This window comes from Micromonospora sp. WMMD956 (genome assembly GCF_029626125.1).
Lineage (GTDB): Bacteria > Actinomycetota > Actinomycetes > Mycobacteriales > Micromonosporaceae > Micromonospora > Micromonospora carbonacea.
The window spans coordinates 796,733-810,506 of record NZ_JARUBI010000005.1 but is presented as its reverse complement, the minus strand read 5'-3'; the positions used below and the strand labels follow the sequence as shown (position 1 = coordinate 810,506).

14 protein-coding genes and 1 pseudogene are annotated in these 13,774 nt (G+C 71.4%); 9 read left to right on the top strand and 6 right to left on the bottom strand.

The window, feature by feature from the left end; translation table 11 throughout:
* Window positions 1-33: 33 nt before the first annotated feature.
* The 6 genes from O7628_RS03770 (at window position 34) to O7628_RS03745 (ending at window position 5,469) form a co-directional block, all read left to right on the top strand.
* A complete protein-coding gene (locus O7628_RS03770; RefSeq protein ID WP_278128350.1) occupies window positions 34-462 on the top strand; it encodes a MarR family transcriptional regulator in 429 nt (142 codons plus the stop codon).
* Between the two features lie 367 nt (window positions 463-829).
* Window positions 830-2,089 carry a sedoheptulose 7-phosphate cyclase gene (locus O7628_RS03765; protein WP_278128348.1) on the top strand — a complete coding sequence of 420 codons (1,260 nt, stop codon included), beginning with the start codon at window positions 830-832 and terminating at the stop codon, window positions 2,087-2,089.
* Window positions 2,086-2,853 (top strand): cupin domain-containing protein, encoded by a 768-nt coding sequence (locus O7628_RS03760; RefSeq protein WP_278128346.1) that lies wholly within the window; start codon window positions 2,086-2,088, stop codon window positions 2,851-2,853. The genes O7628_RS03765 and O7628_RS03760 overlap by 4 nt, the downstream gene beginning before the upstream one ends.
* Window positions 2,850-3,239 (top strand): cupin domain-containing protein, encoded by a 390-nt coding sequence (locus O7628_RS03755; RefSeq protein WP_278128344.1) that lies wholly within the window; start codon window positions 2,850-2,852, stop codon window positions 3,237-3,239. Before O7628_RS03760 ends, O7628_RS03755 begins: the two co-directional genes overlap by 4 nt.
* An 87-nt stretch (window positions 3,240-3,326) precedes the next feature.
* The gene (locus tag O7628_RS03750; RefSeq protein ID WP_278128342.1) at window positions 3,327-4,235 is read left to right on the top strand and encodes an NADP-dependent oxidoreductase; all 909 of its coding nucleotides are present in this window, start codon (window positions 3,327-3,329) and stop codon (window positions 4,233-4,235) included.
* A 31-nt stretch (window positions 4,236-4,266) separates the two neighbouring features.
* On the top strand, window positions 4,267-5,469 hold the full coding sequence (locus O7628_RS03745; protein ID WP_278128340.1) for an MFS transporter: 1,203 nt from the start codon (window positions 4,267-4,269) through the stop codon (window positions 5,467-5,469).
* Between the two features lie 95 nt (window positions 5,470-5,564).
* Here O7628_RS03745 and O7628_RS03740 read toward each other — a convergent pair whose 3' ends face one another.
* Window positions 5,565-5,921: a hypothetical protein gene (locus tag O7628_RS03740; RefSeq protein ID WP_278128338.1), complete on the bottom strand. Its 357-nt coding sequence runs from the start codon at window positions 5,919-5,921 to the stop codon at window positions 5,565-5,567.
* A 67-nt stretch (window positions 5,922-5,988) separates the two neighbouring features.
* On the bottom strand, window positions 5,989-6,756 hold the full coding sequence (locus O7628_RS03735) for an SDR family oxidoreductase (RefSeq protein WP_278128336.1): 768 nt from the start codon (window positions 6,754-6,756) through the stop codon (window positions 5,989-5,991).
* A 73-nt stretch (window positions 6,757-6,829) separates the two neighbouring features.
* Here O7628_RS03735 and O7628_RS03730 point away from each other — a divergent pair, with 73 nt between their 5' ends.
* Complete coding sequence (locus O7628_RS03730) at window positions 6,830-7,480, top strand: TetR/AcrR family transcriptional regulator (protein WP_278128334.1); 651 nt, start codon at window positions 6,830-6,832, stop codon at window positions 7,478-7,480.
* 122 nt (window positions 7,481-7,602) lie between these two features.
* On the opposite strand, the gene glnA is transcribed toward O7628_RS03730, so the two are convergent.
* Window positions 7,603-9,027 (bottom strand): type I glutamate--ammonia ligase, encoded by a 1,425-nt coding sequence (gene glnA / locus O7628_RS03725; protein WP_278128333.1) that lies wholly within the window; start codon window positions 9,025-9,027, stop codon window positions 7,603-7,605.
* Window positions 9,028-9,285: 258 nt separating this feature from the next.
* Here glnA and O7628_RS03720 point away from each other — a divergent pair, with 258 nt between their 5' ends.
* Window positions 9,286-9,678 (top strand): RDD family protein, encoded by a 393-nt coding sequence (locus tag O7628_RS03720; protein WP_074474779.1) that lies wholly within the window; start codon window positions 9,286-9,288, stop codon window positions 9,676-9,678.
* Window positions 9,679-9,682: 4 nt separating this feature from the next.
* Here O7628_RS03720 and O7628_RS03715 read toward each other — a convergent pair whose 3' ends face one another.
* The 3 genes from O7628_RS03715 to lipA all read right to left on the bottom strand — a co-directional run bounded on the left by O7628_RS03715 (window position 9,683) and on the right by lipA (window position 13,080).
* A complete protein-coding gene (locus O7628_RS03715) occupies window positions 9,683-10,372 on the bottom strand; it encodes a DUF4191 domain-containing protein (protein WP_278128332.1) in 690 nt (229 codons plus the stop codon).
* A gap of 51 nt (window positions 10,373-10,423) precedes the next feature.
* Window positions 10,424-11,914 carry an NAD(P)/FAD-dependent oxidoreductase gene (locus O7628_RS03710; protein WP_278128331.1) on the bottom strand — a complete coding sequence of 497 codons (1,491 nt, stop codon included), beginning with the start codon at window positions 11,912-11,914 and terminating at the stop codon, window positions 10,424-10,426.
* Between the two features lie 98 nt (window positions 11,915-12,012).
* Entirely contained in the window at window positions 12,013-13,080 is a 1,068-nt protein-coding gene (gene lipA / locus O7628_RS03705) for a lipoyl synthase (RefSeq protein ID WP_178065925.1), read from the bottom strand.
* Window positions 13,081-13,196: 116 nt separating this feature from the next.
* Here lipA and O7628_RS03700 point away from each other — a divergent pair.
* Window positions 13,197-13,718, top strand: a pseudogene (locus O7628_RS03700) (amino acid--tRNA ligase-related protein); the annotation flags it as partial.
* Window positions 13,719-13,774 lie beyond the last annotated feature (56 nt).

Below are 13,774 nucleotides of genomic sequence, written 5' to 3'. Positions count from 1 at the left end.
TGATCTTCGGTGGTGCAGCGACGGGGTGACGAGGTGGAGCTCTGGAAGCAGCTCTCAGTCCTGGTGGCGGAGGTGAGCAATCAGCTCGACAGGAAGCTGTCCCGGTTGGCGGGCATCGGTCTGAGTGAGTTCCTGGCCCTCAACACGCTTGCCGCCGGTGATCCTGCTGGCATGCGCATGCAACTGCTCGCGGACGCCCTGGGGTTGAATCAGTCTTCGGTCAGCCGGCTGGTCACCCGGCTCGAAGACCGGGGCCTGGCTCGCCGGTCGACCCCGGAGGGGGACCGGCGGGGGGTGCTCGCCGCCATCACCGAGCAGGGGCGCGAGGTCAACCGCGAGGCCAACGCCATGTTCGGCAAGGAGATCGCGCTCGCGCTCGACCTCGCCTCGATCGACGGTCGCACCGCTACCGTCGTCGCGCGTCTGCGCTACTCGCCGCCCGACTCTCCCAAGGTCGAATAGCCGCTACGCCGGTCCGCCTGGGCGGCGCGTCCGGGCCCCGAGCGGCGGCGTGCCCCGCTGGGGGCCGCTCCCGCCTGCCCTGCCTCGTGGGCGCTCGCTCCGGTCCCGGAGTCGCCGACGGCTCGGCGGGCGTCCGTTGCTCCGGGCTTCCGGGGGCTGGCTCTCGGTAACGAACTTTTAACCCTCTTCCTCTTTACTGAGAATATGCATGCGCCTACATTGCATGATGCCTGTCGGTGCGGCGGCTCGTCCGAGCAGCGGCAGGCAGGCACCCTGCTCTTCAGCCGCGCCCCGTCCCATCGGCGGGGCCACGCCCCTGCACCTACCCTGCCCTCTGCCGGGGCAGGGCAGACCTCAAGGAGCGCAGATGCAACGGGACCTCCTCACTGCCGACGCCCCGCGAAGCGACGGGCTGGTAGCCGTCGGCAGCCCGGTGTCGTACTGGTCCGTCCAGGCCGTCAAGCACGTCAACTACGAGGTTCGAGTGACCGAGAACCTCCTCGACCCCGGGAACGACGTCATCCTGGAGAACGTCACCGGGAGCGTACGACCCCGGCGGTTCGTCGTGACGGACACGACCGTGGAACGCCTGTACGGCGACCGTATCCGGGCCTACCTCACCCACCACGGCGTCGAGCACCGCCTGCTGGTGCTGCCCGAGGGCGAGCCCAGCAAGGACATGGACAACGTGCTGAGCATCGTCCGGGCGCTCGACGAGTTCGGCATCGACCGTCGCCGCGAGCCCATTCTCGCCATCGGCGGCGGCGTCCTGCTGGACATGGTCGGGCTGGCCAGCAGCCTGTACCGTCGCGCGTTGCCCTACATCCGCATCCCCACCACGCTCATCGGCCTGGTCGACGCGGGTGTCGGTGCGAAGACCGGGGTCAACCACAACGGCCACAAGAACCGGTTGGGCACCTACTTCCCGGCGGAGCGGACGCTGCTCGACCGGACCTTCCTGACCACGCTGCCGCGACGGCACCTCAGCAACGGCCTGGCCGAGATCATGAAGATCGCCCTGATCAAGGACATCCGGCTCTTCGACCTCCTGGAGGAGCACGGACCAGCCCTGCTGGACAACCGACTGCAACGCCCCGCGCTGGTGGACGACCTCGCCAGCGCCCCGGTCTCCGAGCGGCTCTCGTTGGAGGAGCCGCACCTCGATCCGGCGACCGAGGTGTTGGAGCGGGCCATCCACGGCATGCTCCAGGAACTCCAGCCCAACCTCTGGGAGCAGGTGCTGGAGCGGGTCGTCGACTACGGCCACACCTTCAGCCCGGTCATCGAGATGCGCGCGCTGCCGGAGCTGCTGCACGGCGAGGCCGTGGCGGTCGACATGGCGCTGACCACCGTGCTGGCCACCCGCCGGGGCCTGGTCAGCCGGGCGCAGTGCCGGCGGATCCTGCGTGCCATGGCCGCGCTCGACCTGCCGACCTGGCATCCGCTGTGCACCCCCGAGGTGCTCGTCCCCGCGCTGCTGGACACGGTGCGGCACCGCGACGGGCAGCAGCGCCTGCCGCTGCCGGTCGGAATCGGCAGCGCCGTGTTCGTCAACGACGTGACCGAGGCGGAGCTCGCCGCGGCGGCCCAGGAACTGGCCGCCATGAACCTGGCGGCGGCCCGATGAGCGCCGGGCCGGCCGTGCGCACCGGGTCCGCGGGTGCCGGCCCGGCCGCGGTGGGCACCACCGCGGTCAGCGCCGACGTCCACGGCGTGCACGGCGCCGCCGGGCGGACGCGCTGGAAGGCGTTCGCCGGGCGGCGGCAGCTCAGGTCGCCCGTCGAGGCCGTGGAGTGGGCGTCGATCCCGCCGGGCGGGGTCAGCGGCGAGCACCGCCACACCCGCACCGAGGAGATGTACCTCATCCTTTCCGGCACCGGTGAGCTGCTGCTCAACGGCGTCGCGCACCCGGTGCGGGCGGGCATGCTCGCGCTCACCGGGATCGGCAACATCCACGGGCTGCGCAACACCGGCGTCACCGACCTCGACTGGTGGGTCATCGAGACCCTGCCGCCCGTCACCACCGCAGTCCTGACCGGATCACGATCGCCCCTAGGAGGTTGTCCGGTGAGCAACGCCGCCGTCTTCGATCTCTTCGCCCAACGTCGCGTCGACACTGCGGGCATCTTCTCCGGGCCGCTGAAGCGGATCGAGTACGTCGAGGTGCCCGCGGGCGGACGGGAGACCCTGGGCTCGCCGGACGCCGAGCTCGCGGTCTACGTGCACTCCGGAACCGGCACCGCGCACAGCAACGCCGCCGACGACGTCGCGCTGACCACGGACACCTGCCTGCTGGTGCCCGCCGGCACCCGGATCACCGTGTCGGCAACGGCCGACCTGCGGTTCAGCGCGGTCACGCTCCGGCTGCCGGCGAATGAGGCCGACCGGTGATCGTGAACCGGGCGGTCGCGGACGTGGCCGTGACCGCAGGCGACACCCGGGCCGGCTGGCAGTGCCTGATCCGTCGCGGCATGCTGCACAGCGAGTGCGAGAGCGTGGAGTACTGGCGGCTGCGCCCCGACGCCGTCCTGCCGGTCCACGCCGAGCACGGCGTCGAGGAGGCCATCCTCGTACTCGACGGCGCGGCGGTGCTGCGGGTCGACGACGGCACGGCCCTGCGCGCCGGCCGCGGCACCGTACTGCTGGTGCCGCACGGCACCGCCGGCACGGTGCAGGCGGCCTCGTCCGGGGCGCGACTGGTGACCGTCCGGGTGCTGGCCGCGTCCGTCTGCCGGGCGCTGCCGCCGCGGGTGCCCGAACTGGTCGACCAGACCTGATCCACCACTCTCCCGCCGGGTGCCGGTCGACCGACCCGCGTGCGCGTTGGCCGGCACCCACACCAACCCGATCGGAAAGGTCATGTCATGCGCGCAGTGCTGCTCTCCGCCTTCGGCGAACCCGACCGACTCGCCACCGCGGAGTGGCCCGTTCCCGAACCGGGACCGGACGACATCCTGATCCGCACGGCCGGTGCCGGCGTCAATCCGGTGGACCTGCAAACCCGGGCCGGCCAGCACGCCGCGCACAGCAAGGTGGAGCTGCCGATGGTGCTCGGCTGGGACGTAGCCGGCACCGTCGTCGAGGTGGGCGCCCGGGTGCGTCGGTTCGCGCCCGGCGACCCGGTCGTGGCGATGTCCGCGCAGATGGCCACCGGCCGCGGCACGTACGCCGACCACGTCGTCGTCGCCGCGGACATCGCCGCCCCGGCGCCGCGCAGCATCGCCCTCGCCGACGCGGCTGCCCTGCCGTTGGCTGGCCTCACCGCCGACCAGGCCCTGGACCTGCTCGACACGCCCCCGGGCGGCACGCTGCTGGTCACCGGCGCTGCGGGAGCGGTGGGCGGGTTCGTCGTCCAGCTCGCGGTCGCCCGTGGGCTGCGCGTGCTCGCCGTGGCGCGGGCGCGGGACGAGGCCCTGCTCAAGGAACTGGGCGCCGAACGGGTGGTCACCGACGAGACGATCCCGCGCGGAGCCGCCGACGCCCTCGTGGAGACGGCCGGCCTGCCCGGCGCGATCGCCGGCGTCCGGGACGGCGGCACCGCGATCTCGATCGTGCCGACCCGCCCGCCCCTGACGGAACGCGGCATCGATGTCCGGATGTCCTTCGTGGAGCAGGACGGCGCCCGGCTCGCGCGGCTGGTCGGCCTGGTCGACGAGGGCACGCTCACCGTCCGGGTCGCCGAGCGGCTCGACTTCTCCGCCGCGGCCGAGGCGCACCGCAGGCTGGCCGCGGGCGGCGTACGCGGCAAGCTGGTCCTCGTGCCGGCACGCTGACCCACCACCCCGTCGACCCTGGGAGCCTCCGATGCCGGTGCGGCTGACCGGGCTGCTGCTGAGTGTCTTCTGTCTCGGCACGGCCGAATACATGATCGCCGGGCTGCTGCCCGATCTCGCGCAGAGCCTCGCGGTGTCGATTCCCGCCGCCGGGCTCCTCGTGACCGGTTACGCCCTGACCGTGGTGGTCGGTGGCCCGCTGCTGACCCTCGCGACCAGCCGGCTGCCCCGCAAGTCACTGATGCTCGCCCTGATGGTGGTCTTCGCGGCCGGCAACTGTGCCGCCGCCCTGGCCCCCAGCTTCCCCGTGCTGCTGGCCGCCCGGGTCGTCTCCGCGCTCGCCCACTGCACACTGTTCGCGCTGGCCCTGGTGCTGGCCAACCGGCTGGTCGCGCCGGAGAAGTCGGCCAGTGCCGTGGCCATGGTGGCGGTCAGCCTCAACCTCGCCACCATCCTCGGGGTGCCGCTGGGCATCGCCGTCGCGGAGCTGTGGAGCTGGCGGGCGTCGTTCTGGGGGGTCGCCGCGCTCACCGTCGTCGGCGCGCTCTTCGCCGCGGTCACCGTGCCCCGCGATCAGGCCCGTGGTGGCGGCGCGGCCTCCGAACTGCGGGTGCTGGGCAACCGCCGCGTACGGCAGTCGGTGCTGATCACCGTGCTGGGCACGGCCGGCGGATATCTCGCGTACACCTTCGTCGCGCCCCTGCTCACCGAGGTCGGTGGCTTCAGTTCGGCGGCGGTCAGCCCGCTCCTGCTGGTCTTCGGCGCGGGTTCCCTACTCGGCAGCGTGCTGGGTGGCCGGCTGGCGGACCGCGCGCTGATGCCGTCCCTGACCGGGCTACTGGCGCTCCTGGTGGCAACGATCACGCTGTTCGGCGCGGTGGTGGCCGTGCCGGCGCTCGCGGTCGGTGCTCTCTTCCTCTTCGGCCTGGCGTTCTTCTCGATCGTCCCGGCGCTCGGCGCGCGGGTGATGGCCGCCGCCGCGACGGACGCGCCGACGCTGGCGGTGGCGGTCAACATCGCCGCGTTCAACGCCAGCATCGCCTTTGCCAGCTGGGCGGGCGGCCGACTGCTCGACGCCGGGCTGAGTCTGCGGGAGACGGTGTTCGTCGGCGCGGCGATCACGGCGGTGGGCTTCGTCGTCAGCTATCGGCAGTGGCGGGCGGAGGAGGCGGCATCGGGCCTGGGCGGTGGGTCGAGGCTGGCCCCGGGACGGGCCGACGTGGTGCCGGGCTGAGCCGTACGGGCCCCCGGTCGGTCGAGTTGCGGTCCCGGCACTCGACCGACCGGGCTACGCCGGCCGAGTGCCGGGTGGACGTGCCGGGCGCGTGGTCAGGCGGCGCGCAGCGCGAAGGGCGTGCTCCGGCTGAGCAGATCGAGCCAGAGCTCGGTGAGACGGGACTGCCCGCCGGTGGTCCAGGACAACAGGTCGAACGACCACTGGTCGGTCGGTGGACAACCGATCAGAGTGCTCGCTCGCTGGAGTGCGGGATGCCCCATCACCTCCATGGATCGTCCCAGCAGGACCGCACCCCACCATCCTTCTGCCGGGTCGTCGATCCAGGTCATGGCGATCATGTCGACGGGGCGGTCGACTCCGGACTCCTCGTGGCCGAGCAGGTGGCGCTGTAGCGACTCGACCGTCTGCGATGAACCGGTAAGGCTCCATCGCACCACTACGGCGTACATCGTCCCTCCGGGACACATCCGTGTGCCGGCGGGGACGAAGTCCCCGCCGGCACGAGACCAGTCGGATCTACAGCTGCGAACCACCGGTGGCGTCGATGACCTGGCCGGTGATCCAACGGGCGTCGTCGGAGGCCAGGAAGGCCACGACGTCGGCGACATCCTCCGGAGCGCCGACGCGGTTGAACGCGGAGAGGCTGGCGGCGAACTGGTTGGCCTCCTCGTTGCCCCGCAGCCAGGAGGCGTTGATGTCGGTGTCGATGATGCCCGGGGCGACGGAGTTGACCGTGATCCCGCGGCTACCGACGGCCTTTGCCAGGGCGAGGGTGAAGGTGTCGAGGGCACCCTTGGTCATCGCGTACGCGATGATCTCCGGGTAGGCGATTCGGGTGGCGCCGGACGAGATGTTGATGATGCGCCCACCGTCCTGGAGCCGCTTGAGGCCGTGCTGCACGAGGAAGAACGGGGCGCGTACGTTGACGGCGAACTGCTGGTCCAGGATCTCCTCGGTCGTCTCCTCGATGTGGCCCCGCAGGGTGATGCCCGCGTTGTTGACCAGGATGTCCAGGCCGGGCCGGTCGGTGTAGGCGCCGAGCTGGGCGTCGAACGACGCCCAGAGCGCGTCGATGTCGCCGGGCACCCCCAGCTCGGCGCCGACTGCGAACGCCTGTCCGCCGGCCTCGCGGATCCCCGCGACGACGGCCTGGGCGGCCGCCTCGTTGCGGCCGTAGTGCACTGCCACGAGCGCACCCCTGCTGGCCAGTCGTTCGGCCGTGGCCCGGCCGATCCCGCGGCTGGCACCGGTGACGAGCGCGGTCTTGCCGGTAAGCACGCTCATCATGTCCTCCTTCTGTAGTGGTTGCTACACAAAGAGCGTACCAGATTCCTAGCGGTCGCTATAGAATTGGGTGATGAATGCTTCACGAGGGCGTCCACGGGGTTTCGACCGGGACGCCGCGCTGGTCGCCGCGACCCTCCTGTTCTGGGAACGCGGATATGAGGCGACCTCCATCGCCGACCTCACCCGGGCGATGGGCATCAACGCGCCCAGTCTCTACGCGGCCTTCACCGACAAGCGTCACCTGTTCCAGGAGGTCGTCGAGGTCTACGGCCGCACGTTCGGCGCCTTCATGGGACGGGCGTTCGCGGAGGAGACCCGGGCCTACGACGCCTTCGCCCGGATGCTCCGCGAGGCGGCCGTCGAATACAGCGACCCGTCGCATCCGGCAGGGTGCCTGGTGATCAGCGCCGCCACCAACATCCCGCCGAACAACATAGAGGTGCAGCAGACGCTGCGCGACCAGCGCAACGGCAACGTGCTGGCCTTCGAGTCGCGCCTGCGCAGCGCCGTCTCCAGCGGCGAACTGCCGCCCGGGACCGACGCCCGGGGCCTCTCGCTGTTCTACGCGGCCGTCATCCAGGGCATGTCGCAGCAGGCGCGGGACGGGCGCGGGCAGGCGGAGCTGATGCTCATCGCCGAGTTGGCGCTGACCGCCTGGCCCGCCCCGCCGCCGGTCCGCCCGGCGTCGAACGCCGGGCGGGGCCTGTCCCCGCAGCGCTGACCCGACATCGTCCACCCGCCGGTGCGTCGCACCGGTGAAACGGCCGGGCCGGCCCCGCGTGTCGCGGAGCCGGCCCGGCCGGTGCCTCTCAGTGCGCTGATCCGAGGATCAGCATCCCGAACTCAGCAGTCGAAGTACATCGCGAACTCGTGCGGGGTCGGGCGCAGGCGCACCGGGTCGACCTCGTTGGCCCGCTTCCACTCCACCCAGGTGGAGATCAGGTCCGGCGTGAAGACGCCGCCGTCGAGCAGGTAGTCGTGGTCGGCCTCGAGGGCGTCGAGCACCTCGGGCAGCGAGCCCGGAACCTGCTTGACCGAGCCCCACTCCTCCGGCGGCAGGTCGTACAGGTCCTTGTCGATCGGCGCCGGCGGCTCGATCTTGCTCTTGATGCCGTCGAGGCCGGCCATCATCATCGCCGAGAAGGCGAGGTACGGGTTGCTCGACGGGTCCGGCACGCGGAACTCGACGCGCTTGGCCTTCGCGTTGCTGCCCGTCACCGGGATGCGGGTGCAGGCGGAGCGGTTGCGCTGCGAGTAGACCAGGTTCACCGGGGCCTCGTAGCCGGGCACCAGGCGACGGTACGAGTTGACCGTCGGGTTGGTGAACGCCAGCAGCGACGGGGCGTGGTGCAGCAGGCCACCGATGTACCAGCGGGCGGTGTCCGACAGGCCGGCGTAGCCGGTCTCGTCGTAGAACAGCGGCTCGCCGTTCAGCCACAGGCTCTGGTGGGTGTGCATGCCCGAGCCGTTGTCGCCGAAGAGCGGCTTCGGCATGAACGTGGCGGTCTTGCCGTTGGCCCAGGCCTCGTTCTTGATCAGGTACTTGAAGAGCTGGAGCTGGTCGGCCGAGTGCAGCAGGGTGGAGAACTTGTAGTTGATCTCCGACTGGCCGGCGGTGCCGACCTCGTGGTGCGAGCGCTCCACGGTGAAGCCGGCGTCGACCAGGCGGCGGACCATGCCGTCGCGCAGGTCGGCGTAGTGGTCGACCGGCGGCACCGGGAAGTACCCGCCCTTGTACGCGGTCTTGTAGCCGCGGTTGCCGCCCGCCTCCTCGCGGCCCGTGTTCCAGGCGCCCTCGATCGAGTCGATGTAGTAGAACGACTGGTGGGCCGAGGTCTCGTGGCGGATCGAGTCGAAGATGTAGAACTCCGCCTCGGCGCCGAAGTAGGCGGTGTCGGCGATGCCGCTCGCGGCGAGGTACGCCTCGGCCTTCTTCGCCACGTTCCGCGGGTCCCGGGAGTAGGCCTCACGGGTGAACGGGTCGTGGATGAAGAAGTTGAGCGCGAGGGTCTTCTGCGCGCGGAAGGGGTCGATGAAGGCGCTCGCGACGTCCGGGAGCAGGAGCATGTCCGACTCGTGGATCGCCTGGAAGCCGCGGATCGACGATCCGTCGAAGGCGAGACCGTCGTTGAAGACGCTGTCGTCGAAGGACTCCACCGGCAGGTTGAAGTGCTGCATCACGCCGGGCAGGTCACAGAAACGTACGTCGACGAACTTCACGTCCTCGTTCTTGAGGTATCGCAGCAGTTCCTCGGGATTGGCGAACACACGTCCTCCTGGCACGTCCACGGGTGGCTGGCTGGTGGCGACGCTATGGCCGTGCGGTTGCCCGGCCGTATCTGCTGTGTTTCTGTCGTGTTACGTCGCTCGCGCTGCGTCATAAGCGCCGGTCAGTCGCCGTCGGGTGACCGTTCGGACGATACCCGGCGCGGCGGTTTGCCGCAGATCAACGCCTTTTGTCTGGTTGGGCGGCGGGTGTGCTTCCGGCCACGTCCGGGCCCCTGACTACCCTTGGCGGTCGTGACCATGCCGCAGCCCCCCGCGCCGCCCGCCGCCGACCCCGCGTTCGCGCCGCCCACGCTGGGCCGCCGGTTCGGCGCACTGGTGATCGACTGGGTGCTCTGCCTGCTGGTGTCCAACTTCTTCGCCGACCCGGTCCGCGACGGCTGGGCCCCCGTCGCGGTGCTGATCGTCGAGTACGGCTTCTTCCTCGGCCTGTTCGCGCAGACCCCCGGCATGTACGTCACCCGGATCCGCTGCCTCTCCTGGGCCGACGGCGGCCGGATCGGGCTGGCCAGGGCGCTGCTGCGCGGCCTCCTGCTCGCCCTGGTCGTCCCGGCCCTGATCATGGACGAGCACCGCCGCGGCCTGCACGACCGCCTCACCGGCTCGGTGATCGTCGCCGCGCCGCGCGGATAGGGCGTCAGCGGCCCCGGGTCTGCCGGAACGCGCCACGCGGCGGGCGCATGTTCTTCGGGATCGCGCCCTTGGGCATCTGCGGCCGGGCGGTGAGCGCCTTAAGCCGCCTGTCGAGGGCGTTGACGTCCTTGCCGCTGAGGGCGCGCGGCAGCCGCATCAGCGTCATCCGCAGCTTGCGGATCGGCAGCTCACCCTCCTCCTGGCCGATCACGTAGTCGTGCAGCGGCGCGGAGCCGATCACCTTGGCCAGCCGCCGCTTCTCCTGCCCCAGCAGGCCGCGGACGCGCTGCGGGTTCCCCTCGGCCAGCAGGATCACGCCGGGACGGCCGATCACCAGGTGCACCATGTCCATCTGCGTGGTCGCGCTGACCGCCGGGGACACCCGCCAGTCGCCGCGCATGCTTTCCATGATCTGCGCCGCCGCGCCGGGCTGCCCCTCGGCGGCGTTCATCATCGCCGCGTTGGACCGCAGGTTGAGCACGATCAGCAGCGCGAGCAGGGCGAGCAGGATGCCCAGCGGCAGCCACAGCCAACCCCAGAGGAGCACCGCGACCACGGTCAGCGCGAGCGGGATCAGCACCGCGCCGGCGGCCAGCGGAGCGAACCACCTGTCCTGCTTGGCGGTGAACTTGAACACCATCCCGATCTGCTTCAGCCGCTGGCCGAACGAGACCTTCTCCTGGGGCTTAGCCATGTCGCAGAGTCTAGGTGGTCGCCGCCCACCCCGTTGATCCGCGCCCGCCAGTCACGGGCGGCGGGGCAGCACCGGGGCGGCCCGGCCCGTGCCGTGCCGTCCGTCGGCCGAGGCGGAGGACGACGACGCGTCCGCCTGCTCGTGGTATTCCTCCTCGACGTTGACCTCCCACACGTCGTGGCCGGCGTCGTCGAGGATGTTCTCCACGGTCAGCATCGCCGTGAGCATCGAGTGGTCCTGGTTGTTGTAGCGGTGCATGCCGTTGCGGCCCACCGGGTGCACGTTCGGCAGCGCCTCGGCGAGCCAGTCGCGCATGGTCTCGACGGCCTGCTCGTAGCCGGAGTCGTACACCGGGTACGCCTTCGGCATCCGCACCACGTAACCGGCCGAGACCGCGCCGGGACGGACCAGCCCGAGCGCCTCCAGCTCGGCCGTGCCCCGGGCGATCAGGTCGTCGTCGGCCGACTCCCACAGGTCGTCGCCCTCGTCGACGAAGTATTCCAGCCCGAGGCAGGTGAACCCGTCCCGCACCAGAAACGGCGACCAGGAGCCGAAGTTCTGGATCCGGCCCACCCGTACCCCCGGGGTGTGCACGTAGATCCAGTTGTCGGGGAAGCCGGCGTCGGCCGGCACGACCAGCGCCACGGTGAGGAAGTCGCGGTGCCGCAGCGCGTCGGCGGCGGCCAGCACCGGCGGCGGCGCGGGCGGGTCCACGGCCCGCACCAGCTCCGGCAGCGGCATGCTGGAGATCACGTGGTCGGCCTCGATGCGGCGCTCGCCGTCCGGCCCCGCCACGGTCACCGCGACCGCCCGGCCGTCGGCCCGGTGCACCCGCGCCACCGACGTGCCCATCGTCACCGTGCCGCCGGCCTTCGTGACCAGCTCGGCGCAGCGCTCCCACATCATCCCCGGGCCGAGCTTCGGATACTGGAACTCCTCGATCAGGCTGGTGATGTCGGCGCGGGCCCGGCGGGGCAGCAGCGCGTTGCGCACCGCGCCGGCCAGCGAGAGGTTGCGGATCCGCTGGGCCGCCCAGTCCGCCTGCAGCTCCGTGGCCGGGAAACCCCAGACCTTCTCGGTGTACGTCTTGAAGAACATCCGGTACAGCCGGGTGCCGAAGCGGGCCGACACCCAGCCCTCGAAGTGGCTCTGGTCCGCCGGTGGCCGCAGCCGCGCCCACACGTACGACCCGACGCAGCGCACCGCCTCGACGATGCCCAGGTTGCCCAGCGCGTTGCCGGCCCGCAGCGGGTAGTCGAACAGCTTGCCCCGGTAGTGGATCCGGCTCATCCGGGGGCGCAGCAGGAAGTCGCCGTCGGGCAGCACCTCGTGCCAGAACTCCTCGACCCGGGCGACCTTGGTGAAGAACCGGTGCCCGCCGATGTCGAACCGCCACCCGTCCCGCTCGACGGTGCGGCTGATCCCGCCCACGACGTCGTCGGCCTCCACCACCTCCGCGGGGGCGTTGCGTCGAGTCAGCTCGTACGCGGCGGTGAGGCCGGCGGGACCGGCGCCGATGATGACGGTGTGCGGCAGGGGCATGACTAAATTCACCACCATCGACGTATCGATGGCAATAGCCGCCCCGTTTGTTGGGACATCATCCGAACAGGTGGATCTAGGGCGCCCGGGGGCGTCGCTCAGGCGCGGACGGCCTCGCGGGCGTCGAGGGCCTGCCGGTAGAGCCGGCCCGCCCGGTACGACGAGCGCACCAGCGGCCCGCTCATCACCCCGGCGAAGCCGATCTCCTCGGCCTCCTCGCGCAGCTCCACGAACTCCTCCGGCTTCACCCACCGGGTCACCGGGTGGTGCCGGGGCGACGGGCGCAGGTACTGCGTGATGGTGATCAGCTCGCAGCCGGCGTCGTGCAGGTCCCGCAGCGCCTGCGACACCTCGGCCCGCTCCTCGCCCATGCCGAGGATCAGGTTGCTCTTGGTCACCAGCCCGTCGGCGCGGGCCTGCCGGATCACGTCGAGCGACCGCTCGTAGCGGAATGCCGGCCGGATCCGCTTGAAGATCCTCGGCACCGTCTCGACGTTGTGCGCCAGCACCTCCGGGCGGGAGCCGAACACCTCGGCGAGCTGCTCCGGGACGGCGTTGAAGTCGGGGATCAGCAGCTCGACCCCACAGCCCGGCTGGAGGGCGTGGATCTGGCGGACCGTCTCCGCGTACAGCCAGGCCCCGCCATCGGGCAGGTCGTCGCGGGCGACGCCGGTGATCGTGGCGTACCGCAGGCCCATCGACACGACCGACTCGGCGACCCGGCGCGGCTCGTCGGCGTCGAACTCGGCCGGCTTGCCCGTGTCGATCTGGCAGAAGTCACAGCGCCGGGTGCACTGGTCGCCGCCGATGAGGAAGGTGGCCTCCCGGTCCTCCCAGCACTCGTAGATGTTGGGGCAGCCGGCCTCCTGGCAGACCGTGTGCAGCCCCTCGCGCGAGACGAGCCCGCGCAGCTGGGTGTACTCCGGCCCCATCTTGGCCTTCACCTTGATCCACGGCGGTTTGCGCTCGATCGGCGTCTCGGCGTTGCGCGCCTCGATGCGCAGCAGGCGTCGCCCCTCGGGGGCGACCGTCGCGGTACGCGAGGCGGGGCTGGTCGTCGGCTGCTCGGTCGTCGTCGGCGTCGTCGACGCGGCGTGCTCGATCGTCACAAAACCGAGCGTACGCCCGACGGCAGCCGTCGATGAACGGGACGCGACGCCCGTCACCTCCCGTTCCCTGTGACCCCGCCCACCGTCCCCGTGCAAGGAAGGGCCCCTTGTTAACGCTTTCTGTAGAGGAAGGGTCCCCTCCTAACAACCCGGCGGCGAAAACCGCTCCCCCTGCGCCGGCCGCGCTGGGCACGCTGGGCGTGCCGGTGCCGCAGGTGCCGGTGAGTTTCCCCGCCGTCCATTTCACCGAGGCCCTGGCCATCGCCGGAGCGCCGGCCGACGAGCCGGAACTGGCCCCCGCCCACGAGCGGGCGCTGGGGGAGTGGGCCCGCCGCGAGCACGGCAGTGAGTTCGTCTTTGTCACCGGGTACCCGATGGCGAAGCGGCCCTTCTGCACCCAGCCCGACCCGGCACGGCCTGCGTACTCGAACGGGTTCGACCTGCTGTTCCGCGGCCTTGAGCTGGTCACGGGCGGGCAGCGCCTGCATCGGCACGACGACTACCCGGCGGTGCTCGCGGCGCGCGGCGAGCCGGTCGAGCCGTACGCCGGGTACGTCGACGCGTTCCGGCACGGCATGCCGCCGCACGGCGGCTTTGCGATCGGCCTGGAACGCTTCGTCGCCCGCCTGGTCGGCGCGGCCAACGTCCGCGAGGTCACGGCCTTTCCCCGCGGCCTGCACCGCCTCACCCCCTGACGCGCCCGCCCGCCTGGCGGCAACCCGGTGTGACGGCTCGCGGACCTCGCGGCCAG

What these genes read in the sequence shown, in the direction of transcription:
- O7628_RS03765 (WP_278128348.1), top strand. Translation starts at nt 830, where the DNA reads ATGCAACGGGACCTCCTCACTGCCGACGCCCCGCGAAGCGACGGGCTG.
- O7628_RS03760 (WP_278128346.1), top strand. Translation starts at nt 2,086, where the DNA reads ATGAGCGCCGGGCCGGCCGTGCGCACCGGGTCCGCGGGTGCCGGCCCG.
- O7628_RS03750 (WP_278128342.1), top strand. Translation starts at nt 3,327, where the DNA reads ATGCGCGCAGTGCTGCTCTCCGCCTTCGGCGAACCCGACCGACTCGCC.
- O7628_RS03745 (WP_278128340.1), top strand. Translation starts at nt 4,267, where the DNA reads ATGCCGGTGCGGCTGACCGGGCTGCTGCTGAGTGTCTTCTGTCTCGGC.
- O7628_RS03740 (WP_278128338.1), bottom strand. Translation starts at nt 5,921, where the DNA reads ATGTACGCCGTAGTGGTGCGATGGAGCCTTACCGGTTCATCGCAGACG.
- O7628_RS03735 (WP_278128336.1), bottom strand. Translation starts at nt 6,756, where the DNA reads ATGAGCGTGCTTACCGGCAAGACCGCGCTCGTCACCGGTGCCAGCCGC.
- O7628_RS03730 (WP_278128334.1), top strand. Translation starts at nt 6,830, where the DNA reads ATGAATGCTTCACGAGGGCGTCCACGGGGTTTCGACCGGGACGCCGCG.
- O7628_RS03720 (WP_074474779.1), top strand. Translation starts at nt 9,286, where the DNA reads ATGCCGCAGCCCCCCGCGCCGCCCGCCGCCGACCCCGCGTTCGCGCCG.
- O7628_RS03715 (WP_278128332.1), bottom strand. Translation starts at nt 10,372, where the DNA reads ATGGCTAAGCCCCAGGAGAAGGTCTCGTTCGGCCAGCGGCTGAAGCAG.
- O7628_RS03710 (WP_278128331.1), bottom strand. Translation starts at nt 11,914, where the DNA reads ATGCCCCTGCCGCACACCGTCATCATCGGCGCCGGTCCCGCCGGCCTC.